General features: G+C 49.1%; 23 protein-coding genes, 1 tRNA gene and 2 pseudogenes. 13 read left to right on the forward strand and 13 right to left on the reverse strand.

The window, feature by feature from the left end:
• Positions 1 to 11: 11 nt before the first annotated feature.
• Both NL324_RS01390 and NL324_RS01395 read right to left on the reverse strand, forming a co-directional pair.
• The gene (locus NL324_RS01390) at positions 12 to 458 is read right to left on the reverse strand and encodes a hypothetical protein (protein ID WP_253306026.1); all 447 of its coding nucleotides are present in this window, start codon (positions 456 to 458) and stop codon (positions 12 to 14) included.
• Positions 459 to 1,028: 570 nt separating this feature from the next.
• A tRNA-Leu gene (locus NL324_RS01395) sits at positions 1,029 to 1,115 on the reverse strand.
• 258 nt (positions 1,116 to 1,373) lie between these two features.
• Between NL324_RS01395 and NL324_RS01400 the strand changes: the two genes are divergently transcribed.
• On the forward strand, positions 1,374 to 2,390 hold the full coding sequence (locus NL324_RS01400) for a glycoside hydrolase family 25 protein (protein WP_253306027.1): 1,017 nt from the start codon (positions 1,374 to 1,376) through the stop codon (positions 2,388 to 2,390).
• A gap of 60 nt (positions 2,391 to 2,450) precedes the next feature.
• Positions 2,451 to 2,588: a hypothetical protein gene (locus tag NL324_RS01405; protein WP_253306028.1), complete on the forward strand. Its 138-nt coding sequence runs from the start codon at positions 2,451 to 2,453 to the stop codon at positions 2,586 to 2,588.
• A 20-nt stretch (positions 2,589 to 2,608) separates the two neighbouring features.
• On the opposite strand, the gene radC is transcribed toward NL324_RS01405, so the two are convergent.
• Entirely contained in the window at positions 2,609 to 3,283 is a 675-nt protein-coding gene (gene radC, locus NL324_RS01410) for a RadC family protein (protein WP_253306029.1), read from the reverse strand.
• Positions 3,284 to 3,482: 199 nt separating this feature from the next.
• Here radC and coaBC point away from each other — a divergent pair, with 199 nt between their 5' ends.
• Genes coaBC through NL324_RS01430 form a run of 4 tightly spaced genes read left to right on the forward strand, consistent with a single transcriptional unit; the run spans position 3,483 to position 6,734 of the window.
• Positions 3,483 to 4,697, forward strand: coding sequence for a bifunctional phosphopantothenoylcysteine decarboxylase/phosphopantothenate--cysteine ligase CoaBC (gene coaBC, locus NL324_RS01415; protein ID WP_253306030.1), 1,215 nt, complete (start codon positions 3,483 to 3,485; stop codon positions 4,695 to 4,697).
• A complete protein-coding gene (gene dut / locus NL324_RS01420) occupies positions 4,678 to 5,133 on the forward strand; it encodes a dUTP diphosphatase (protein WP_253306031.1) in 456 nt (151 codons plus the stop codon). Before coaBC ends, dut begins: the two co-directional genes overlap by 20 nt.
• Positions 5,133 to 5,507, forward strand: coding sequence for a rhodanese-like domain-containing protein (locus NL324_RS01425; protein ID WP_253306032.1), 375 nt, complete (start codon positions 5,133 to 5,135; stop codon positions 5,505 to 5,507). Before dut ends, NL324_RS01425 begins: the two co-directional genes overlap by 1 nt.
• A 21-nt stretch (positions 5,508 to 5,528) precedes the next feature.
• Positions 5,529 to 6,734: a pyridoxal phosphate-dependent aminotransferase gene (locus tag NL324_RS01430; RefSeq protein WP_253307095.1), complete on the forward strand. Its 1,206-nt coding sequence runs from the start codon at positions 5,529 to 5,531 to the stop codon at positions 6,732 to 6,734.
• Between the two features lie 24 nt (positions 6,735 to 6,758).
• Here the strand turns inward: NL324_RS01430 and cgtA are convergent, their stop codons facing one another.
• The 4 genes from cgtA to tyrS (NL324_RS01450) form a co-directional block, all read right to left on the reverse strand.
• Positions 6,759 to 7,916, reverse strand: coding sequence for an Obg family GTPase CgtA (gene cgtA / locus NL324_RS01435; RefSeq protein WP_436298197.1), 1,158 nt, complete (start codon positions 7,914 to 7,916; stop codon positions 6,759 to 6,761).
• A 114-nt stretch (positions 7,917 to 8,030) separates the two neighbouring features.
• Positions 8,031 to 8,303: a 50S ribosomal protein L27 gene (gene rpmA / locus NL324_RS01440; protein ID WP_253306033.1), complete on the reverse strand. Its 273-nt coding sequence runs from the start codon at positions 8,301 to 8,303 to the stop codon at positions 8,031 to 8,033.
• A gap of 26 nt (positions 8,304 to 8,329) precedes the next feature.
• Positions 8,330 to 8,641, reverse strand: coding sequence for a 50S ribosomal protein L21 (gene rplU, locus NL324_RS01445; protein ID WP_253306034.1), 312 nt, complete (start codon positions 8,639 to 8,641; stop codon positions 8,330 to 8,332).
• Between the two features lie 177 nt (positions 8,642 to 8,818).
• Positions 8,819 to 9,616 carry a tyrosine--tRNA ligase gene (gene tyrS / locus NL324_RS01450; protein WP_301282770.1) on the reverse strand — a complete coding sequence of 266 codons (798 nt, stop codon included), beginning with the start codon at positions 9,614 to 9,616 and terminating at the stop codon, positions 8,819 to 8,821.
• 80 nt (positions 9,617 to 9,696) lie between these two features.
• Between tyrS (NL324_RS01450) and NL324_RS01460 the strand changes: the two are divergent.
• Positions 9,697 to 10,862: pseudogene (locus NL324_RS01460) on the forward strand (IS3 family transposase).
• 37 nt (positions 10,863 to 10,899) lie between these two features.
• Here NL324_RS01460 and tyrS (NL324_RS01465) read toward each other — a convergent pair.
• The 3 genes from tyrS (NL324_RS01465) to mdh form a co-directional block, all read right to left on the reverse strand.
• Complete coding sequence (gene tyrS, locus NL324_RS01465; RefSeq protein WP_253306036.1) at positions 10,900 to 11,310, reverse strand: tyrosine--tRNA ligase; 411 nt, start codon at positions 11,308 to 11,310, stop codon at positions 10,900 to 10,902.
• Positions 11,303 to 12,280 carry a polyprenyl synthetase family protein gene (locus NL324_RS01470; RefSeq protein WP_253306037.1) on the reverse strand — a complete coding sequence of 326 codons (978 nt, stop codon included), beginning with the start codon at positions 12,278 to 12,280 and terminating at the stop codon, positions 11,303 to 11,305. Before NL324_RS01470 ends, tyrS (NL324_RS01465) begins: the two co-directional genes overlap by 8 nt.
• Positions 12,281 to 12,403: 123 nt before the next feature.
• On the reverse strand, positions 12,404 to 13,375 hold the full coding sequence (gene mdh, locus NL324_RS01475; protein WP_253306038.1) for a malate dehydrogenase: 972 nt from the start codon (positions 13,373 to 13,375) through the stop codon (positions 12,404 to 12,406).
• Positions 13,376 to 13,648: 273 nt separating this feature from the next.
• Between mdh and NL324_RS01480 the strand changes: the two genes are divergently transcribed.
• The 5 genes from NL324_RS01480 to NL324_RS01500 all read left to right on the forward strand — a co-directional run bounded on the left by NL324_RS01480 (position 13,649) and on the right by NL324_RS01500 (position 16,083).
• Complete coding sequence (locus NL324_RS01480; protein WP_253306039.1) at positions 13,649 to 14,731, forward strand: inverse autotransporter beta domain-containing protein; 1,083 nt, start codon at positions 13,649 to 13,651, stop codon at positions 14,729 to 14,731.
• Between the two features lie 239 nt (positions 14,732 to 14,970).
• Positions 14,971 to 15,270, forward strand: coding sequence for a transposase (locus NL324_RS01485; RefSeq protein WP_253306040.1), 300 nt, complete (start codon positions 14,971 to 14,973; stop codon positions 15,268 to 15,270).
• A gap of 51 nt (positions 15,271 to 15,321) precedes the next feature.
• Positions 15,322 to 15,489, forward strand: coding sequence for a hypothetical protein (locus tag NL324_RS01490; RefSeq protein WP_253306041.1), 168 nt, complete (start codon positions 15,322 to 15,324; stop codon positions 15,487 to 15,489).
• A 43-nt stretch (positions 15,490 to 15,532) separates the two neighbouring features.
• Complete coding sequence (locus NL324_RS01495) at positions 15,533 to 15,829, forward strand: transposase (RefSeq protein WP_253306042.1); 297 nt, start codon at positions 15,533 to 15,535, stop codon at positions 15,827 to 15,829.
• Entirely contained in the window at positions 15,826 to 16,083 is a 258-nt protein-coding gene (locus NL324_RS01500) for an IS3 family transposase (RefSeq protein ID WP_253306043.1), read from the forward strand. Before NL324_RS01495 ends, NL324_RS01500 begins: the two co-directional genes overlap by 4 nt.
• An 18-nt stretch (positions 16,084 to 16,101) precedes the next feature.
• Here the strand turns inward: NL324_RS01500 and NL324_RS01505 are convergent.
• A pseudogene (locus NL324_RS01505) lies at positions 16,102 to 17,267 on the reverse strand (IS3 family transposase).
• A gap of 128 nt (positions 17,268 to 17,395) precedes the next feature.
• On the opposite strand from NL324_RS01505, the gene NL324_RS01515 reads away from it, so the two are divergent.
• Positions 17,396 to 18,244 carry a hypothetical protein gene (locus NL324_RS01515; protein WP_253306044.1) on the forward strand — a complete coding sequence of 283 codons (849 nt, stop codon included), beginning with the start codon at positions 17,396 to 17,398 and terminating at the stop codon, positions 18,242 to 18,244.
• On the opposite strand, the gene NL324_RS01520 is transcribed toward NL324_RS01515, so the two are convergent.
• A complete protein-coding gene (locus NL324_RS01520) occupies positions 18,239 to 18,976 on the reverse strand; it encodes an IS5 family transposase (RefSeq protein WP_253306045.1) in 738 nt (245 codons plus the stop codon). The two genes, NL324_RS01515 and NL324_RS01520, sit on opposite strands and share 6 nt — an antisense overlap.
• A gap of 263 nt (positions 18,977 to 19,239) precedes the next feature.
• Complete coding sequence (locus NL324_RS01525) at positions 19,240 to 19,503, reverse strand: accessory factor UbiK family protein (protein WP_253306046.1); 264 nt, start codon at positions 19,501 to 19,503, stop codon at positions 19,240 to 19,242.
• Between the last annotated feature and the right edge of the window lie 225 nt (positions 19,504 to 19,728).

Below are 19,728 nucleotides of genomic sequence, written 5' to 3' on the forward strand. Positions count from 1 at the left end.
TCTTGTAGTTTCTATAATTTTATGAGCTTCTGAAAGTAAAGGTAGGGTAGTATCAGTTGAAGCTGATTTCTGTAAAAATTGATTAATAAATTTTTTTCAACAGCTGCAGACTCTTCCAGCCTGGCATCAAAGTTTTTAAGTTTTTCAGGATTTTGTTGCTCCCTAAAAGAAAATCTACGCAATAGGTCAATAGCATTATCTTTTGCTAGGCCAGAATAATGCAGTAGGGCATATTGCTGAGCATTAAGATGCAGTTTACTGGATAAATATTGCTCGCTCTGCAGAGGTTCTTTAGTCTGTTGAATAGTGCGCGAGGGTGGTGTATTAACCCCAAGATCACCCCTTAAAGTTGTAGTGGTTTGATTGTTCTGTAAATTTTTATTTTTATTAATTTCTGCTTGTGAGTTAACAACATTTTCACGGACGCTACTGTTTTTTCCGCAATGAAATAAGGGCATGATAGTATTCTCCATAGTGATGATCTTAAATCGTTCATAGGAATTTATCGTAGCATCCAGATTAATCAAAGCATCCTGAGTAGTTTTACTGAATTTAGCTAGAGAGTGCCTGGTTTTGAAGGGTAAATTTTATCGAGATAACTGCCTGTCATTTTCTCTGCCTCTCTACAGACTGTGAGAAGCCGAGCATACATCTATCCTGGAGTATACTGCGCCACTCTATCAGGAGCAACCGGTAATTTTACCTACCAATCTGTATTTAATCTGGGCTATTGAATGGGTCAGTTGTGTAATGAATTTTAAATCATGAACTATTATTATTTATTTTTAGGTCAATGATTTAAATAATGATCATGGGATAGCCATTTGGTTTTTTATTGGTAACTGTTTTAATCCCTGCCTGTGGTTGAAAGCAGCGTACAAACCGATAGCGTTGCATTGAGTGAAACTCTATGAGGCTGAGGGGGTATCTGATTGAATCAGTCAGCAACCATAAGAGCGAACAGGGTGAATTTCAGGTGATTATCAACAGGCCGAGGGCGCTCTCAAGGCAGAGAGGCTTATTTTTGTTGGTGCCGGGGGAGGGACTCGAACCCTCACGGTGTTGCCACCGGCGGATTTTGAGTCCGCTGCGTCTACCAATTCCGCCATCCCGGCCCGGCTTCTGGAGTGCTGGCCCGCATTGTAACCACTGACGGTGCAGAAGTCATCCCTATTCACCAAACAGTGAGGGACTCATCCCTAGGCGCTCTGATCGGCCTGCGCCCTGCGGCAAGATGGTTAGGGTCGAACGCTGATTCCAACCTGGGCAGTGGGTAAAAAACCTTGACGATGATCAACGGGTAACCCTAGGGTACCTGCTAATGAAGAACAGCAATAGCTGATCTCATAAGACTACTATCAAGCAGGGTGACTATGATGGACATTAACAAAGAAAATAATATTTTAAGCGGTATCGATATTTCACACTGGCAGAAAGCTATTGATTGGCCTACTGTAATGAGTGGCAGCCCCGTCAAGTTTGTGATTGCCAAAGCAACGGAAGGCGCCACTTGGCAAGATCCTAAATTTCAATCTTATTGGCAAGCCATGAAACGTCAGGGGGTACTGATCACCGGGGCATACCACTACTTTAGAGGCACCTCACTGCCCAGCGATCAAGCGAATAATATCGTGACTCAGCTCAAACAGGTCAGTTTCAATCATGCCGATGATCTATTTGAAATCAGTGTCGCGAAACAGGATAAGCTCACTCCCGCTGAAGTTGCAGATTACCTGCTATGGATAATCAGTAATCTCACCGCACCCATTATTCAAGAGAAGGTGATCCTCTATACCTCACCCGCTTGGTGGGATAGCCATGTGCAGGACGTTGGTCATCGACTGTCTCAGCAACCACTGTGGGTTGCGCATTGGACTACAGCAGCACAACCAAGACTACCGGTGGGTTGGAGCGATTGGATGATTTGGCAGCAGAGTAGTCAAGGGAGGGTCAACGGTATTCAGGGATTCGTTGATTTGAATCAGATGAAGACCACTACCACCCAGGCAGTGACTCGGGTTCGTACAGGGCTTGCCGATGACGCACACAGCGATGAATTAACGACTGCTGCTACAGTAGGGACTATTTCGGCAGAACCCCCTGCGACTGCATCAGTCAATCAAACTAGCAGTTTACGGAATGGCTTAAAACGGTTAAAAAACTTAGTGAATACCCTATTATTACCGCCTATTGATCATGAATTAGCGGAAACCTTAACGAAGGGTAGACAGTTGATGAATCAATCGGACAATTTAATTCAGTGGTTAGCCGGCAGTGAAAGTTTTATCAATAAAAATTTTTCTAACTGGACTGCTGGTCACCATCTTGTCCAGCCAAATGCTCCCTTGCCTGTTAACCAGACTCTTCCGAGTTTGACGAATAGTCATTAATCCAGAATGATTTATCAATACGCTATCCATGATGACGACTGGGCTCTGTTAGCATTTTACATGAGCTGCTTGAGTGATGAAGAGAAAGAGTGTAATACTGTGCTGCTGAAATCTGTCGTCAGTCATCCATGGAGTTTTCCGACGACTACTCAGGAACTATCAGCGGTTGAAGCCGCTTATCCCCAGCTTCCAGAGTAGCTCATCATCAAGAGATAACTTTAAATCCAGCCCTGTTCGGCAAAGGAGAGTATGGTGCCGTGGCCCACGATGAAATGGTCCAGTACGGTGACCTCGATTAAGTCGCACGCCTGTACAATTAACCGGGTGATATGGTGATCAGCCACGCTGGGTTCCGCGACGCCGGAGGGGTGGTTATGTGCCAAGATAAGGGCAGCGGCATTGTAGGTTAACGCCGCTTTAACCACCTCGCGTGGATGGATGGCGGCGCGGTTAAAGGTGCCAGCGAACAGGGTTTCACTGCGCAGCACCCGGTGTTGGTTGTCTAAAAATAGCACCAAAAATAGCTCGCGTTGAGTGTGATAAAAGAGGTTCTGCAAATAGTGTCGCGTGGTCTCAGGGCAGTTTAAGACGCTTTCCTGCTTGAGTTGGTAGGCTAAGCAGCGTTTGGCCATCTCCATGGCCGCTTGGAGAAGGACAAATTTTGCCGGCCCTAAGCCCTTCTGTTGGCAAAAAGTCAGGCAGTCCGTTTTGACTAAATTGGCCAAAGAATCAAATACAGTGAGTAACTGGTGTGCTAAGGCAATGGCATTCATTCCAGGCAGACCAGTACGCAAAAAGAGCGCTAACAGTTCAGCGTCTGAGAGGACCGTGGCCCCCTGTTGCAGTAAGCGTTCACGTGGTCTTTCGGTTTTTGGCATCTGTGGTATGATCATCGTACCTCTCTCATGTCGATCCCGATGATACGCTTCGATAGCCCTGCTAACGCTAGAGTACCGTGACTTATGGAACCAATGCCTCATAAAACCGATCATCCACGCTGTTCTGCGCTTATTCCAAGGCCTTAGCGGATGTCCGTTTTGTATCAAACGGCTGATTTGATCGGGGATCGTCAACCCTCATGAGGGGCTTTGTATGGCTAACCTAGCGGGCAAAAAGATTGTGCTCGGGGTGACTGGGAGTATTGCGGCCTATAAAGCCGCAGAATTGGTGCGCCGGCTGCGGGATAGCGGTGCGGTGGTGCGGGTTGTGATGACCCCTGCTGCTACGGCTTTTATCACCCCCCTAACCCTACAAGCCCTGTCTGGTTACCCAGTCAGTCAAGATCTACTCGATCCGGCCGCCGAAGCGGCCATGGGGCATATCGCTTTGGCTAAATGGGCTGATTTGGTGCTGATTGCCCCGGCGACCGCTGCTGTATTAGCGCGACTGGCCTGTGGCCTAGCCGACGATCTACTCACCACGCTCTGCCTGGCAACCACGGCGCCGATCGCGGTGGCTCCGGCAATGAATCAACAGATGTATCAAGCGAGTGCGACCCAACACAATCTACAAACCTTAATCCAGCAGGGGGTATCCCTGTGGGGGCCTGGGGAGGGTTCACAAGCCTGTGGTGATCAAGGGTTAGGGCGCTTGCTAGAACCAGCAGGGTTAGTGGCTGAGATCGAACAGCTGTTGGCGCCACGCAATGATTTACAGGGGATGCGCTGGTTACTCACCGCAGGGCCGACTCAAGAGGCACTCGATCCGGTGCGGTTTATTAGTAATCACAGCTCGGGTAAAATGGGTTTCGCTGTAGCACAGGCAGCGGCCGCTCGAGGAGCAGCGGTGACTTTGATTAGCGGTCCCGTGGCGTTGGCTACTCCACCTGGGGTACACCGAGTGGGCGTGACCAGTGCCTTAGAGATGTCAGCGGCGGTGATGGAGCGGGTCCAGCTGCAGGATCTCTTCGTCGCTTGTGCTGCTGTGGCGGATTATCGCCCGAAAAGCTGTGCCCCACAAAAGCTGAAATCAGGTGAGCCCATCATGACCCTAACACTGGTCAAAAATCCCGATATGGTCGCTCAAGTGGCGCAACTCCAAGAGCGGCGTCCTTATACGGTTGGTTTTGCTGCAGAAACCGAGCAGCTCGCCCGCTATGCCCGGGCTAAGCTGTTAGATAAGCAGCTTGATCTTATCTGTGCCAATGATATTTCACGCGTGGATCAAGGCTTCCACAGCGAGACCAACGCGTTACATCTCTACTGGTCTCAAGGTGAAAAACGGCTGCCACTGACCAGTAAATCCCAGCTAGCACACCAGCTCATTGACGAAATCATGCAACACTATCATGCAAACTATCGACCTTAAAATTTTAGATCCACGGCTTGGGACAACCTTTCCATTGCCAGCGTATGCGACAATAGGCTCTGCAGGGTTAGATCTGCGTGCTTGCTTAGATCAGCCCTTGGATCTGCTACCGAATGCTACCCAATTAATTCCCACCGGCCTGGCAGTGCATATCAAAGATCCCCAACTGGCGGCGTTTATTTTGCCCCGTTCTGGATTGGGGCATCAACAGGGCATTGTCTTAGGGAATTTAATTGGATTAATCGATTCAGATTATCAAGGGGAGCTGATGGTTTCGGTATGGAACCGTAGTCAACAGGCTTTTACCCTAGTGCCCGGAGAGCGCATTGCACAAATGGTACTATTGCCGGTAGTACAAGCCACCTTTACCCTCGTAGACAGCTTTGAGCAAAGCGATCGCGGCAGCGGCGGCTTTGGCCACTCAGGGCGCACTTAATGACACCAGCGACCGATCAGGGGATCCAGGATACTCCCTCCTTAGCCAGCCTCTCTGTGGAACAGGCCTATCAGCGTTGGCAGGAGGGCAGCACGTTACTGTTTGACAGTCGTGCCCTCAGTCACTTTTCCAGGGCTCATGTACTGAGGGCTATTCATTGGAGTTATGACCATGAGCTGACTATGCTTCAGCAGTTCGCCTTCACAACGCCGATCATGGTCATGTGTTACCATGGGATCAGTAGCCAAGGGGTCGTGATGAGGTTGTTACAGCAGGGTTTTAGCACGGTTTATAACATTCAAGGGGGATTTGAGCGCTGGGCCGCTGGTTACCCTAGGAGTCTTATTCATGATGGTTCATTACTGTGTCATTAGACCTATTAGGGAGATCCTATGATGTTAGGTGTGGCTAACCGTTTAGCATGCATTAAACCCTCTTCAACCTTCGCCATTGTCAAAAAGAGTGCTGAACTCAAAAAATTGGGGGTTGATCTTATTTCACTGGGTGCCGGAGAGCCTGATTTTGATACCCCAGAGAGCATCAAGCAGGCGGCTATTCAAGCTATCAAAGGGGGAATTACCAAGTATACGGCTGTAGAGGGCTTGCCAGCACTCAAGCAAGCCATCCAAGCTAAGTTCAAACGTGACAATCACTTAGACTATACCCTAGCGGAACTGATGGTCAGCAGCGGCGCGAAGCAGGTGATTTACAACCTCTTCATGGCCACGCTGAACCCAGGGGATGAGGTGATTATCCCCGCCCCGTACTGGGTCTCTTATCCAGATATGGTCCGCTTGGCTGATGGCGTGCCGGTGCTGACGCCTTGTAGTAGACGTGATCACTTTAAACTGACGCCTGAGCGCTTGGCACAGCAGATCACCCCTAAAACAAAATGGTTAATTCTTAACTCACCCAACAACCCGACCGGTGCTGGCTACTCTGCACAAGAGCTGCAGGCGCTGGCAGAGTGCCTACGTCAATACCCGCAGGTGCATATTCTGTCGGATGATATTTACGAACACATTATCTTTGACGACTATCAATTTTTTACTTTGGCTCAAGTCGCTGAAGATTTAAAACCTCGGATAGTGATTGTCAATGGGGTTTCCAAAGCTTATTCGATGACTGGTTGGCGAATCGGCTATGGTGCGGGACCAGCTCCGTTGATCAAAGCCATGACTTTGGTGCAATCGCAGAGTACCTCTAATCCCTGTTCGATTAGCCAGATGGCGGCTATTGAGGCGTTACAGGGGGATCAGAGTTTTATTCAAGAGCAGGCACTCACCTTTCAAAAAAAACGGGATGGTGCTTTATCGATTTTAAAGGCGATCAGTGGCTTAGAGTGTTACACCCCCGTGGGTGCTTTCTATCTGTTGATTTGCTGTCAGTCACTATTAGGACGGCGCACGCCTACAGGCCAGGTCATTCAAGATGATCACGCTTTTGCAGACTACCTACTCAATCAAGCCCGTGTCGCGGTGGTTCCTGGCAGCGCCTTTGGTGCCGAAGGGTATTTTAGGATCTCTTATGCACTCTCCCTAGAGGAATTAGAGAGCGCTTGTATCCGTATTGGGCAGGCTTGCGATCAATTGACTGCCTAGCGATTTGCGAGCGGTTTTAAGCCATCAGGAGGGAGATGAGTCCTGCTGGTTCAAGGAAAGCGCGCACGGCTCTGCGATCACGGAGGTGACTTGAGGCAGTGGAGTGGTGATTGCCTCGCACTCATCAACGCCTTCGGCGGCTCCCCCCTGAGGGGTCGAGTGTTCAATCGCTGGTTCGAGTAGTGGCAATTGATCCAGTAGGGCATCACACAGGGTTTCCGTGCCCTGATGCGCTGCTGCTGAGATCACCCAATAGGGCGCTTGCCACGCGAGCTGCCGCACAATAGCGACTGCCCGTTCCTGGGCCTCGTCTGGGCTCAATAGATCGGCTTTATTAAAGATCAACCAGCGGGGTTTATCGCTCAGCGCTGGGCTATGCTGCTGCAACTCGTGATGGATAATCTGAATATTGTCCAGTGGGTCGCTGCCATCGATAGGCAGCAGATCAATGAGATGCAGTAAAATTCGGCAGCGCTCCAGGTGCTTCAAAAACTGAATCCCTAAGCCAGCCCCAGCAGAGGCCCCAGCAATTAACCCGGGGATATCGGCAATGACCAGGGCTGGCCGACCAGGCCGCTTCATCACCCCAAGGCAGGGGACTAACGTGGTAAACGGGTAGTCGGCCACTTTAGGCGTCGCCGCGGAGACGCTACGGATAAACGTTGATTTTCCAGCGTTCGGCAGCCCTAACAGACCGACATCAGCCAGTAACAGCAGCTCTAGTCGAAGATGACGTTTTTCCCCTAACGTGCCAGCGGTTTTTTGCCGTGGCGTTCGATTGACTGAAGATTTAAAGCGGGTATTGCCCAATCCATGGAATCCCCCTTGCGCGACTTTAATCCGCTGCTGGTGATGTGTTAAATCACCGAGAATTTCGTCAGTGTCTTGATCAAAGATGCGGGTGCCAACCGGGACTTTTAAGGTAATATCTTGACCACGATGGCCCGTGCACTCTTGGCCTCGACCTGGCTGGCCATGCGTCGCCCGATGGAGTCGGGTAAACCGGTAGTCAAACAGCGTATTGAGATTATCCTCAGCGATGATATAGACGTTGCCACCGTCGCCACCGTCCCCCCCATTGGGACCGCCTTTCGGAATATATTTTTCACGGCGAAAGCTGACACAGCCATCGCCGCCATCACCGGCTTCAACGCGAATGAGGACTTCATCGACAAATTTCATGCGGGTTCCTGAACGACGATGCTAGCAACAAAGCGCAGAAGAAAACCGCCCGAACAGCTATCCTGCTGACGAGCCGGTGTAGACACCAAGAAGAGAACGCGTGTGTGGTGCGCGTTAGATGAGTGACGCTGCTGCTGCAACCACGCTCACGTATTTGCGGCGCCGCGGGCCTTTGACTTCAAATTGCACCGTGCCGTTGACTAGGGCAAACAGGGTATGATCTCTACCGCAGCCAACATTGACTCCCGGGTGGAAATGGGTGCCCCGTTGCCTAATAATAATGTTGCCAGCCTTTACCGATTCGCTACCAAAATGTTTGACCCCTAAGCGTTTACTTTCGGAATCACGTCCATTGCGGGTGGAACCCCCGGCTTTTTTATGTGCCATGTGAGTGGTGCTCCTATCCTCTTAATTTAAAAGGTAATGTTGCAGATTTTAATAGCAGTGAACCATTGGCGGTGTCCCTGCTGTTTGCGGCTGTGTTTACGGCGCCGGAATTTGATGATTCTAATTTTGTCTCCGCGGCCATGACCGACAATCTCAGCGGTGACTTTACTGCCAGCTACAAACGGCGCTCCCACTGTGATCTGTTCATCCTGGGCAACCATAAGCACTTGAGGAAATTCAATCAATTCACCCAGGGGTTGGTCGAGCTTCTCGACACGGATAATCTGGCCTTCACTGACCCGATGCTGCTTACCACCACTTTGGAAAACCACGTACATACTAAAACCCCACGCGCCACCTATATTGGGCGCCACTGACCGATGTGACACAACTTCACACTAAACCGCCCATTGTAAGTAAAGTAGTGATGTTTGACAAGGTGAGATCCCAATTCTTGACACCGATGAACGTTTTCTGTTGGGTCCTGCGATTTAAAGTGGCCGTTGACAGGCCGATCAAGCCGTGAGGATAAAGGAAGCCTTTTTGCCAACTCTTAACCGCCAGGGAGCCGCTTGGGGATCAAGGGAGGTTTCAATACTACTCACACGCGTGCTGTTTAGCTGTACACCACCGCCTTGGATTAACCTGCGTATTGAAGACTTGCTTTGTGAGGGGGTTAATCGATGGAGGAGATCGACAATATTGATCACCTGCTGGACCCCTAACTCAGCAAAGGTTATCGGGGTGAAGTCCGAATCCAATAGTTGCTTGTCTTGCACGGTTCTCTGAAAATAATCGGCGGCCATGGTGGCCTGTTCTTCATCATGGTAGGTTTTGACCACATCAAAGGCGATGATTTTTTTGAGCGCCATCGGATGTAGCTCCCCTGACTTCAGTTGTTCTAGCAGAACATCTGGATGGTCACACGAGGTCGCGAGTCGAAGGTACGATTCCAAACAGCGATCGGGAATCGACAGGCAGTGACCATACATCACCTCGGGGGGCTCTGTTAAACCGATAGCATTGCCTTTTGATTTACTCATCTTATGAACCCCATCGGTCCCGACCAGCAGCGGCATGGTCAGCACGATTTGTGGTCGCAACCCCGATTTTTCTTGTAAGTCACGGCCCATCATGCAGTTAAATAATTGATCAGATCCGCCTAACTCAATGTCGGCTTGAATGGCGACGGAGTCGTAGGCTTGCATCAGTGGGTATAAGAACTCATGCAGTGCAATCGGATTGCCGGCTGCTGTTCGGTTTCGAAAATCATCGCGAGACATCATCTTGGAGACGGTAAATTTTGACGCTATGCCTGATCTTGCTACCCTTTAACGGACACAACGAAGAGGAACAAAGCGTATAATTTTTTGTTACTTTTTGAGGTGAAGTTATGAATCAAGGGGAATCAAGGAGCTATGATAAGGAATTCAAGCTGAATGCGGTAAAGCTGTATCACAGCACTGGTAAAACGCTCTGTCAATTGAGCGAGGAATTGGGAGTTCCCAAGAGTACATTGGCAGGGTGGGTCCATCAGCATAACAAGGATGGTGCAGAGGCTTTCCCGGGCAAAGGATACCTGAAAGCGTCTGATGCTGAGCTCAGTCAATTGCGGAAAGAATTGGCGATAGCACGCGAAGAGAGGGATATCCTAAAAAAAGCCTTGGGCATCTTCTCAGTGGCCCGCAAGTAAAATACCAGTTTATGCAAAAGCATGCTGGGGAATTCAGCGTAGAGAGGATGTCCAACGTGTTAGGTGTATCCCGCAGTGGCTATTATCAGTTTATCAAGGCTGAGCCATCCAAGCGCTATTGTGAGGATGAGCGTTTAATATCTGAAATTAAAGAGGTTTATACCATAAGCAACCAAATTTACGGTAGCCCACGTATCCATGCTGAGTTACGAGCTAGAGGTGAGCGCTGTTCACGCAAACGGGTTTGTCGGCTAATGAAAGCAGCCCATATTGCGGCTAAGATGAAAAAACGATTTAAGGTAACCACAATAGTCGATCCAAAGGCCGCAGTGGCGCCTAATTTACTCAAGCAGAAGTTCACAGCCACTCGCCCTGATCAATACTGGGCAGCAGATATTACCTATATTCCGACCCAAGAGGGATGGTTGTATGTTGCTATCGTACTGGACCTGTTCTCTCGTAGTATCGTGGGGATGGATATGCAAGCTCACATGACCACCGAGTTAGTAGCCGCAGCATTACGCCAGGCAATAACACGGAGGAAGCCTGCTGCAGGTCTCATCCACCACTCCGACCGAGGCAGCCAGTATACCAGCAAAGGATTCAAGGCTGTATCGGCGCATCACCAGATAACGCTTAGCATGAGTAGTACGGGCAATTGTTATGACAATGCAGTAGCAGAGAGTTTTTTCCATACCTTAAAAACAGAGCACACCCACTTTGAACGTTTTGAGAGCAGAGAACAAGCCAAATTGAGCATTTTTGAATACGTAGAAGTGTTTTATAACCGACAGAGACGGCACTCAACGCTAGGCTATCTGTCTCCTGTAAATTTTGAAAAAAATTGGTTATCCCAGGTCGCTTAAGGTTTCTCTTCTCTGTGTCTAAAAAAAGGTGGCAAGATCAGCCAATGATATCGGAGAAATTGATCGCCTGCAGCCACTCTGAATTGTATCGAATCGTTATTCGAGCGGTGTCGACTATTTTTCCGAGCTGCGCCAGATAGGTCCTGCTATTGTCTTGAATGTCCTCCTTGGAGAGGGGTGGTCGGGTTTGATCCCGCCCCGTCGGATCACCAATCAGCGCTGTAAAATCACCGACAATAACGGTTATTTTATGACCATATTCTTGAAATTCTTTGAGCTTGCGCAGGACAACAGCATGGCCCAGGTGTAAATCAGGGGCTGTGGGATCGAACCCCAGCTTAACCTGCAGTCGGGGGTTGTCTGCTTGCTGCAGCCTTTTCGAGAGAGCGTCGGGCGGGACCACTTCAAAGGCATCACGAAGCAGATAGCGGGCTGTAGGGTTATTCATGATATAAGGGTTGTAGTACCGAGGAGGCGAGGCTGGCTAAAGCCTGACGATAAGGGGTCACCGGCAATCCGTGGAGTGATTCAATGGCCTTGGCTATGGCGGCCTCAGCGCACTGTTGAACATAATCTAGTGATCCGCAGTGCTGCATCACCGCTAACACCGTGCTGAGAAACTCACGGCCGTTTTTTTGCTCGATAGCTTGGCGAATTAGTGCGGACTGCGCTGCTGGAGCCTGTTGCAGTGCATGTAAGAGTGGCAGGGTCAGCTTGCCTTCTTGCAGATCATCCCCAACATTTTTCCCAAAGGTGGGGTGTTGTGCCTGGTAGTCTAACCAATCATCCACTAATTGGAAAGCCCTGCCCAATTGATAGCCGTAAGCTTTCAGGGTTGGCTGCGCTGTTCCCGGTGTATCGGTTAGCAGCGCACCACTTTGGGCGGCCGCGGCAAATAGAGAGGCGGTTTTATAGTCGATGATCTGCCAATAGTCTGCTTCGGTGATCGCAGCGTCGTGATAGCGGGTTAATTGCAGCACCTCGCCTTCAGCGATTTTATTAGTAGTCTTCGCCATTAATTGCAGCAAGGGCAGTGACTGTAGCTCCATCATCAGCTGAAAGGCCCGCGTATAGATAAAATCGCCTACCAAGATACTCGCCGCATTACCGAATAGGGTATGTGCAGTGGCTTTTCCACGGCGTTTCTCTGACGCATCGACGACATCATCATGGAGTAGCGTGGCGGTATGAATCAATTCAATCCAGACCGCCACGGTGATGGCGGCCTGCGGTGGGCCCTGCAGGGACCTGGCTGATAATAGGGCGACCATCGGTCGCAACCGCTTACCGCCGCTGTGGATGATATGATCACTCAGTTGTTTGATCAGTGGCACGGTAGAGTGCAGCTGTGCCTGTATTAGAGCATCCACTGCAGCTAAATCGGCTCGCAGCAGGTGGTATATAGCTTGTAAATCCATTCCTCAGTAACCCTGACAGGTTAGTAGCGAAGAGGTTATTCTCATCAACATAGCCTGTGTACTCTAAGCAACCGATTGCAAAAAAGCCAACTATATAACAGTCATTTCATCCCTATGGGCCCGTTAAACGCTGGCAAAGCGTTTAACGTCGACAACATTGTTGACCCCATACGATTGCCCCCACTGGATGTCGGTTTTGAGCGTGGGCAATAGCTGCTCCAGGGCCTGCTGTTCATCAGGACTTAAGGGACCAATAGGCTGTCGTTGTGCGATGCCTTCAGAGCCAAGCAGCAGTGGATGACAAAAGAAGCGACTATAAGGGGCTTCGCTGTCGACATAGGCGGTCACCTCAACCTGGGGTTCCCCCTGGAGGGCATGAATGAGCTTTAGCGCAAATTGAGCACCGGCATAAGCCATTGCCAAGGTGGCGGATCCATAGCCTGCTTTAGCCTGCACAACTTCAGTACCAGCCTGCTGTATCCGCTGCGTTAAGGCGGCGATCTCCGAATCACTGAAGGTCAGGTGAGGGAGTTGGGAGAACAGTGGCAGAATGGTCTGCTCCGAGTGACCTCCGATGATCGGGAGCGTAATGGTGCGGGGATCACAGCCTTTGAGTTCAGCGATGAAGGTGGTGGCACGCGTGAGATCTAAGGTCGTGATGCCAAATAGCTTGCGCCAATCATACACCTGAGCTTGTTTCAGGACCTCTGCTGCGAGTGGTACCAGGCTATTGAGTGGATTAGTAATGATCCCAATACAGGCGAGTGGTGCGGTTTGTGCGATCTGTTGTAGCAGTGATTGGGTGATCATCGCATTGATTTTGAAGAGATCATTGCGCTCCATGCCGGGCTTGCGGGGTACTCCGGCAGCCACCAGAACGATATCGGCGTCTTGTAAAGCCTCAGTCGGATCAGGGCCGCTATAGCCAATCACGGATACGGCTGTTGGAATATGACGGAGATCGACCGCTACGCCTGGGGTAACCGGTGAGACATCATACAAAGAGAGTATCGAGTGTGCAGGCAGTTGCATTTTAAGCAGGAATGCTAAGGCTTGACCAATGCCACCCGCAGCCCCCAACAAGGCAATTTTCATCGCGATATCCTCTCACCTAAATGAAAACACTGTAGCGGAAAGTGCCTCAGGGTGGTAGCTAAATTCGGTCATCGGTCACACCCTACCGGATAGCTGTTCGTCAGTGATGTAACACAACAGTGCTCTCTGGTCGTATCCGATCAAGAACCAATCAATAGGGTAATGTTGCCATTTAATCAAAAAAATGTTAATTTTTTGTTTGTTAATTGTTTTAAAAAAAATATTAATATGTAAAAATAATAATAGTTATTCTCTAGATGGGTCAGTTGCCTCATGAATAGTTTATTAAACACTTCCCTGTTTTGTTTCTTAGCAACCAGCGCTACTGTCGTGATCGCTGGAGGTACGGCACAGCCTTTGGCCACTAGGGGTGACTCCTTAGTGACGCTTAAGGGGCTCCCTTCTGTTCATGTCGCTTTCGGCGGGCCTCAGGAAGAGGCTAATGAGCAGGTATCGATTGAAGGGTTTTGTCCGTTTTCCCGCCAGGAACAGCAGCTACTGTTCCTACAAGGTGGTTGGCAGCGTCAGCAGCAGCGCAACCTATTGAGTTTTGGGGTGGGATGGCGCTATTTCCCAGAAATCCATTGGGGTGTGGGGAGTAACCTGTTTTATGATCAAGACACCACACGACGGCAGCGTCGTTTAGGGGTGGGTGCTGAGGCGTGGTGGCAGTCGTTAACGCTAGCGGTCAATGGCTATCTCCCAGCCAATGGCTGGCGTACCGCCCGTGATTTGAAAGCGTATCAGCAGCGTCCGGCCAACGGTTATGATGTGAGCTTACGAGGCTATCTCCCCGTCCTACCCCATATGGGTGCTTCCATACGCTATGCTCACTATTTTGGTGATGAAGTGGCGTTGGGTGGTCTGCAACAACGCTACCGGAATCCCAAGCAGTGGCGTTGGGGGATTGATTACACGCCAATTCCGCTCTTGACTTTGTCCTACCACCGGCAAGCGGGTCTCGGCGGCCACTCTAGACATCAGATCAGTGCGGTGTTGAGTTACCGTTTTTCTCTTCCCTGGGAACAACAAGTAGATCCAAACCAGGTAACAAGACTACATTCAGCCGAGGGGCAACGGTTGGCGTTGGTGCGGCGTGAACAGTTAATGGCTTTGAGGTATGCAAAAATAGCGGTCCCTTCACAACCAGAACCAGAACCAGAACCAGAACCAGAACCAGAACCAGAACCAGAACCAGAACCAGAACCAGAACCAGAACCAGAACCAGAACCAGAACCAACCACCGAAAAAGAAGAAAGTGAAACAGAAAATGGGGAAAGTGGTGGAGAGTGGCAAGATGCAAGCAAGCACAACAGTGCCAAACAGAACAAAAAGAAGAGGGGCCGACTCAAATAACCTAGGGCCTGTTGAGGTTTCGCTATAATTTATTGAAATATAAGAGCAAACTCGTAATATTGTCGTTGTGATACCAACAAAAAAACGAGTTTGCAATGCCCCGCTTAATGCTCAGTGATGAGCAGTGGTCGAAGCTAAAAACGATCATGCTTCAAGAAGGAATTTGATATTGACCCGATTTGATGGACACATCGAAGAGAAACGAAGACTATAACTTTGTTACTTTGTGGGGTCATTAGATGAGTCGAGATCAATTGAGAGCATACGACAAAGAATTTAAACTAAATGCAGTTAAGTTATACCACTCCAGTGGCAGAGGCTATAAGCAAACCAGCAGTGAATTAGGGATCCCAATGAGCACTTTGGTGCATTGGGTACATGATCATCAAAAAAGTGGTCAAGAATCCTTTCCTGGTAAGGGTTTCCTCAAGCCATCAGAGGCAGAGTATGCTCAATTACGCAAAGAATTAGCGACCATTCGAGAAGAGAGGGACATTTTAAAAAAAGCTTTGGGCATCTTTTCTGTAGCACGCAAATGAAATATCAATTCATGCAATCACACGCTCAACAATTTAGTGTGGAGAGAGAGGATGTCCAAGGTTTTCGAAGTCTCTCGTAGTGGTTACTACCGTTTTATCAGCGCAAAGCCCTCGCAGCGGGCCCTAGATAATCAACGCTTGCACTCTAAGATTGTGGTTATTCATGCAGCTAGCCACCAAACCTATGGCAGCCCCCTGAGTGATCTGCCCTTGAATTAGTGCACACCTTGTTTTCAAATGTAAGATTGAAAATGAGGTTAGTATGTCAAGACAGCAGTATACGCCTGAGTTTAAACGACGGGCTCTGGAATTGCTGGCGGAGAGCGGCAAATCTGTTCCCCAACTGGCTAGCGAGTTGGGAATCAGTGACAATACGTTGTATGGTTGGCGGCACACAGCCAAGGCTGATAAAAGCTTTACTCGCCAGCCACAATGCTCTGAGCAAGCGCTAGAGATAAGGCGTTTAAAGAGGAAGGTCATTGAATTAGAAGAAGATAAATTAATTTTAAAAAAAGTGGCAGCGCTCTTTTCCAGGGAAAGCAGGAGAGGTTCGCTATGATACTGAAACAACAAGCTTTCCACCCAGTTAAACGGCTATGTGTTTTATTATCAGTCAGTCGGCGCGGTTTTTACGCCTGGCTTAATCGCCGACCTGGCCAGCGTGGTCAGGAAGATAAAGTCTTAGGTGAACGCATTCTGGCGCTACATCTGGCCAGTAGAAAAACCTACGGTGTTCGACGAATCAGGGTTGATTTACAGGCTGAACAGCGCTATTGCGGCAAGGAGCGTATTGATCTTGCCACCTTTTTTTAGACACAGAGAAGAGAAACCTTAAGCGACCTGGGATAACCAATTTTTTTCAAAATTTACAGGAGACAGATAGCCTAGCGTTGAGTGCCGTCTCTGTCGGTTATAAAACACTTCTACGTATTCAAAAATGCTCAATTTGGCTTGTTCTCTGCTCTCAAAACGTTCAAAGTGGGTGTGCTCTGTTTTTAAGGTATGGAAAAAACTCTCTGCTACTGCATTGTCATAACAATTGCCCGTACTACTCATGCTAAGCGTTATCTGGTGATGCGCCGATACAGCCTTGAATCCTTTGCTGGTATACTGGCTGCCTCGGTCGGAGTGGTGGATGAGACCTGCAGCAGGCTTCCTCCGTGTTATTGCCTGGCGTAATGCTGCGGCTACTAACTCGGTGGTCATGTGAGCTTGCATATCCATCCCCACGATACTACGAGAGAACAGGTCCAGTACGATAGCAACATACAACCATCCCTCTTGGGTCGGAATATAGGTAATATCTGCTGCCCAGTATTGATCAGGGCGAGTGGCTGTGAACTTCTGCTTGAGTAAATTAGGCGCCACTGCGGCCTTTGGATCGACTATTGTGGTTACCTTAAATCGTTTTTTCATCTTAGCCGCAATATGGGCTGCTTTCATTAGCCGACAAACCCGTTTGCGTGAACAGCGCTCACCTCTAGCTCGTAACTCAGCATGGATACGTGGGCTACCGTAAATTTGGTTGCTTATGGTATAAACCTCTTTAATTTCAGATATTAAACGCTCATCCTCACAATAGCGCTTGGATGGCTCAGCCTTGATAAACTGATAATAGCCACTGCGGGATACACCTAACACGTTGGACATCCTCTCTACGCTGAATTCCCCAGCATGCTTTTGCATAAACTGGTATTTTACTTGCGGGCCACTGAGAAGATGCCCAAGGCTTTTTTTAGGATATCCCTCTCTTCGCGTGCTATCGCCAATTCTTTCCGCAATTGACTGAGCTCAGCATCAGACGCTTTCAGGTATCCTTTGCCCGGGAAAGCCTCTGCACCATCCTTGTTATGCTGATGGACCCACCCTGCCAATGTACTCTTGGGAACTCCCAATTCCTCGCTCAATTGACAGAGCGTTTTACCAGTGCTGTGATACAGCTTTACCGCATTCAGCTTGAATTCCTTATCATAGCTCCTTGATTCCCCTTGATTCATAACTTCACCTCAAAAAGTAACAAAAAATTATACGCTTTGTTCCTCTTCGTTGTGTCCGTTAAAGGGTAGCAAGATCAGACTGTAGAAGCGCGATAGCGCGGATTGCTCAATACCTAACAGATAAAACTTTGGGCGAGGCGCCGTGTAACTTTAACGCACAAAAGTTGGCCAATTTAGCCAACGCTTTTAGCAAACAGCCTGATGACAACCACTGTAAAAACGCGATAGGGCAGATTTCTCAATACCTAACAGGTAAAACCTTGGGCGAGGCGCCGTGTGACTTTAACGCACAAGATTTTGCCAATTTAGCCAACGCTTTTAGCAAATTTCCTCATGACAGCCACTGTAAAAGCGCGATAGAGCGGATTGCTCGATACCTAACAGGTCAAACCTGGGGCGAGGCGCCGTGTAACTTTAACGCACAAGAGTTGGCCAATTTAGCCAATGCCTTTAGCAAACAGCCTGATGACCGCCACTGTAAAAGCGCGATAGAGCGGATTGCTCGATACCTAACAGGTCAAACCTGGGGCGAGGCGCCGTGTAACTTTAACGCACAACAGTTGGCCAATTTAGCCAATGCCTTTAGCAAACAGCCTGAGGCCATCGCCTGCAAAAGCATGGTAGAGCGGATTGCTCAATACCTAGCAGGTCAAACCTGGGGCGAGGCGCCGTGTAACTTTAACGCACAAGAGTTGGCCAATTTAGCCAATGCCTTTAGCAAACAGCCTGAGGCCATCGCCTGCAAAAGCATGGTAGAGCGGATTGCTCGATACCTAACAGGTAAAACCTTGGGCGAGGCGCCGTGTGACTTTAACGCACAACAGTTGGCCAATTTAGCCAATGCCTTTAGCAGATGGCCAGGAGAACCTTTATGCGATAAAGCTTTAGAGAAAATAGCTTTACACCTACAGTCGCCCCAGAGGCCGCAAGCAAGCAACCTATTAGGGCCTGTTGAGGTTTCACATGGGCAGTCATAGATAACTACAAGCCATGGCTAGCATACTTTGATAATTGCGCTTCAATTTATCAAACCTGGTGGCAATGGCTCGAAAATGCTTTAGCCTGGCGAAGGCATTTTCCACAAGATGTCTGAGTTTATACAGATGCCTATCTAGGCTAGCGTTCCCTATCACTGAGTTTTTCTTTCTGGGACTATTCGGAACAGTGCCTTTCTCAGAGATTTGTTGGCGTATTGCCTTGCTGTCATAACCTTTATCAGCCGTCAGAACTTCAGGGGGTGGAAAGGATTCTATCAAGCTCGGAGCCGCTAAACAGTCGTGAACTTGTCCGCCGGTAATTTTAAAAGAAATGGGTAATCCATAGCTGTCTACTGCCAGGTGAATCTTACTGGTACGGCCTGCCCGGCTGATGCCAATGGCCTCACAATCCTTACCAGCAGCCCCTGCACTATGTTGGCGGGCCTTTACATAGCTTCCATCCATGAATACCCATTCCAAATCAGGATCTTGGACTACTGCTTTAAAAATCCTTAACCACTTGCCAGTCATCGACCAGTCATTAAATTTTTTGTAGAGGGAGGCCGATTTGCCAAATTGCTTCGGCAAGTCACGCCAAGGGCACCCTACATGCATTCGATAGAACATTCCCTCAACTTCCAATCGAAGATTGAGCTTGTCATAAATTCCTTCTTGAAGCATGATCGTTTTTAGCTTCGACCACTGCTCATCACTGAGCATTAAGCGGGGCATTGCAAACTCGTTTTTTTGTTGGTATCACAACGACAATATTACGAGTTTGCTCTTATATTTCAATAAATTATAGCGAAACCTCAACAGGCCCTAGTAATCTGGAAGAGGATTAATGAGTTGTAAAAACAGGGGCCGCTCGTTTTTTCAGGGACAGCCGGCCTGGTTTGCTGGAAACTGAAAAACGTGCTGGACGCTCAGTTAAACGGTGCTGTAGCGACTGCCAGAGCAATCAGTATCGCCTGTAATCGCTTCTTCACTGCCCTTTAACCTTGTTGACAGCGTGCAGCCAGTTGCGCTTCTAAATGGGTTACCTGCTGTTCTAACTGTGCCAACTGTTCACGCGCCTGTTGGAGTAATTGGCATTGTTGCTCAAATTGTTGACGATCCACTAGATCGAGCTTGATGATTTGGGCTTGTACCAGTTGACGAATGCTGTGATCCATCCCTGCTCCGAGATCACGCATCCCCTGAGGAATGGCCTTCTGGACTTGGCGGGCTAGGGAGACAACTTTTAGGGGATCAATCATGACTAAGTCTCTTGGCCAGTTCTTGTTGGGAGGTGAGCGGTAGTATGCCACAGCCAGCGTTTAAACGCCTGTGTTGACGAGCGAGCAGCCACTACGCTGCTATCAATGGAGGCCGTGGTCAAGGCTGACGGGCCAGTAGCCTATCGATGACCAGTAGGAACAACAGCGTCAATAGCGGGCTTGGGCTCAAGCCGGTCACCATGACTAGATCGTCTTAGTCCCTCA

Origin of the sequence: unidentified bacterial endosymbiont, from assembly GCF_918320885.1 — a bacterium.
Classification (GTDB): domain Bacteria; phylum Pseudomonadota; class Gammaproteobacteria; order Enterobacterales.

Excerpts from the sequence above, each read along its gene's own strand:
- NL324_RS01390 (WP_253306026.1), bottom strand. The coding sequence starts at position 458 with ATGCCCTTATTTCATTGCGGAAAAAACAGTAGCGTCCGTGAAAATGTT.
- NL324_RS01400 (WP_253306027.1), top strand. The coding sequence starts at position 1,374 with ATGATGGACATTAACAAAGAAAATAATATTTTAAGCGGTATCGATATT.
- NL324_RS01405 (WP_253306028.1), top strand. The coding sequence starts at position 2,451 with ATGAGCTGCTTGAGTGATGAAGAGAAAGAGTGTAATACTGTGCTGCTG.
- radC (WP_253306029.1), bottom strand. The coding sequence starts at position 3,283 with ATGATCATACCACAGATGCCAAAAACCGAAAGACCACGTGAACGCTTA.
- coaBC (WP_253306030.1), top strand. The coding sequence starts at position 3,483 with ATGGCTAACCTAGCGGGCAAAAAGATTGTGCTCGGGGTGACTGGGAGT.
- dut (WP_253306031.1), top strand. The coding sequence starts at position 4,678 with ATGCAAACTATCGACCTTAAAATTTTAGATCCACGGCTTGGGACAACC.
- NL324_RS01425 (WP_253306032.1), top strand. The coding sequence starts at position 5,133 with ATGACACCAGCGACCGATCAGGGGATCCAGGATACTCCCTCCTTAGCC.
- NL324_RS01430 (WP_253307095.1), top strand. The coding sequence starts at position 5,529 with ATGTTAGGTGTGGCTAACCGTTTAGCATGCATTAAACCCTCTTCAACC.
- cgtA (WP_436298197.1), bottom strand. The coding sequence starts at position 7,916 with ATGAAATTTGTCGATGAAGTCCTCATTCGCGTTGAAGCCGGTGATGGC.
- rpmA (WP_253306033.1), bottom strand. The coding sequence starts at position 8,303 with ATGGCACATAAAAAAGCCGGGGGTTCCACCCGCAATGGACGTGATTCC.
- rplU (WP_253306034.1), bottom strand. The coding sequence starts at position 8,641 with ATGTACGTGGTTTTCCAAAGTGGTGGTAAGCAGCATCGGGTCAGTGAA.
- tyrS (WP_253306036.1), bottom strand. The coding sequence starts at position 11,310 with ATGAATAACCCTACAGCCCGCTATCTGCTTCGTGATGCCTTTGAAGTG.
- NL324_RS01470 (WP_253306037.1), bottom strand. The coding sequence starts at position 12,280 with ATGGATTTACAAGCTATATACCACCTGCTGCGAGCCGATTTAGCTGCA.
- mdh (WP_253306038.1), bottom strand. The coding sequence starts at position 13,375 with ATGAAAATTGCCTTGTTGGGGGCTGCGGGTGGCATTGGTCAAGCCTTA.
- NL324_RS01480 (WP_253306039.1), top strand. The coding sequence starts at position 13,649 with ATGAATAGTTTATTAAACACTTCCCTGTTTTGTTTCTTAGCAACCAGC.
- NL324_RS01485 (WP_253306040.1), top strand. The coding sequence starts at position 14,971 with ATGAGTCGAGATCAATTGAGAGCATACGACAAAGAATTTAAACTAAAT.
- NL324_RS01490 (WP_253306041.1), top strand. The coding sequence starts at position 15,322 with ATGTCCAAGGTTTTCGAAGTCTCTCGTAGTGGTTACTACCGTTTTATC.
- NL324_RS01495 (WP_253306042.1), top strand. The coding sequence starts at position 15,533 with ATGTCAAGACAGCAGTATACGCCTGAGTTTAAACGACGGGCTCTGGAA.
- NL324_RS01500 (WP_253306043.1), top strand. The coding sequence starts at position 15,826 with ATGATACTGAAACAACAAGCTTTCCACCCAGTTAAACGGCTATGTGTT.
- NL324_RS01520 (WP_253306045.1), bottom strand. The coding sequence starts at position 18,976 with ATGCCCCGCTTAATGCTCAGTGATGAGCAGTGGTCGAAGCTAAAAACG.
- NL324_RS01525 (WP_253306046.1), bottom strand. The coding sequence starts at position 19,503 with ATGATTGATCCCCTAAAAGTTGTCTCCCTAGCCCGCCAAGTCCAGAAG.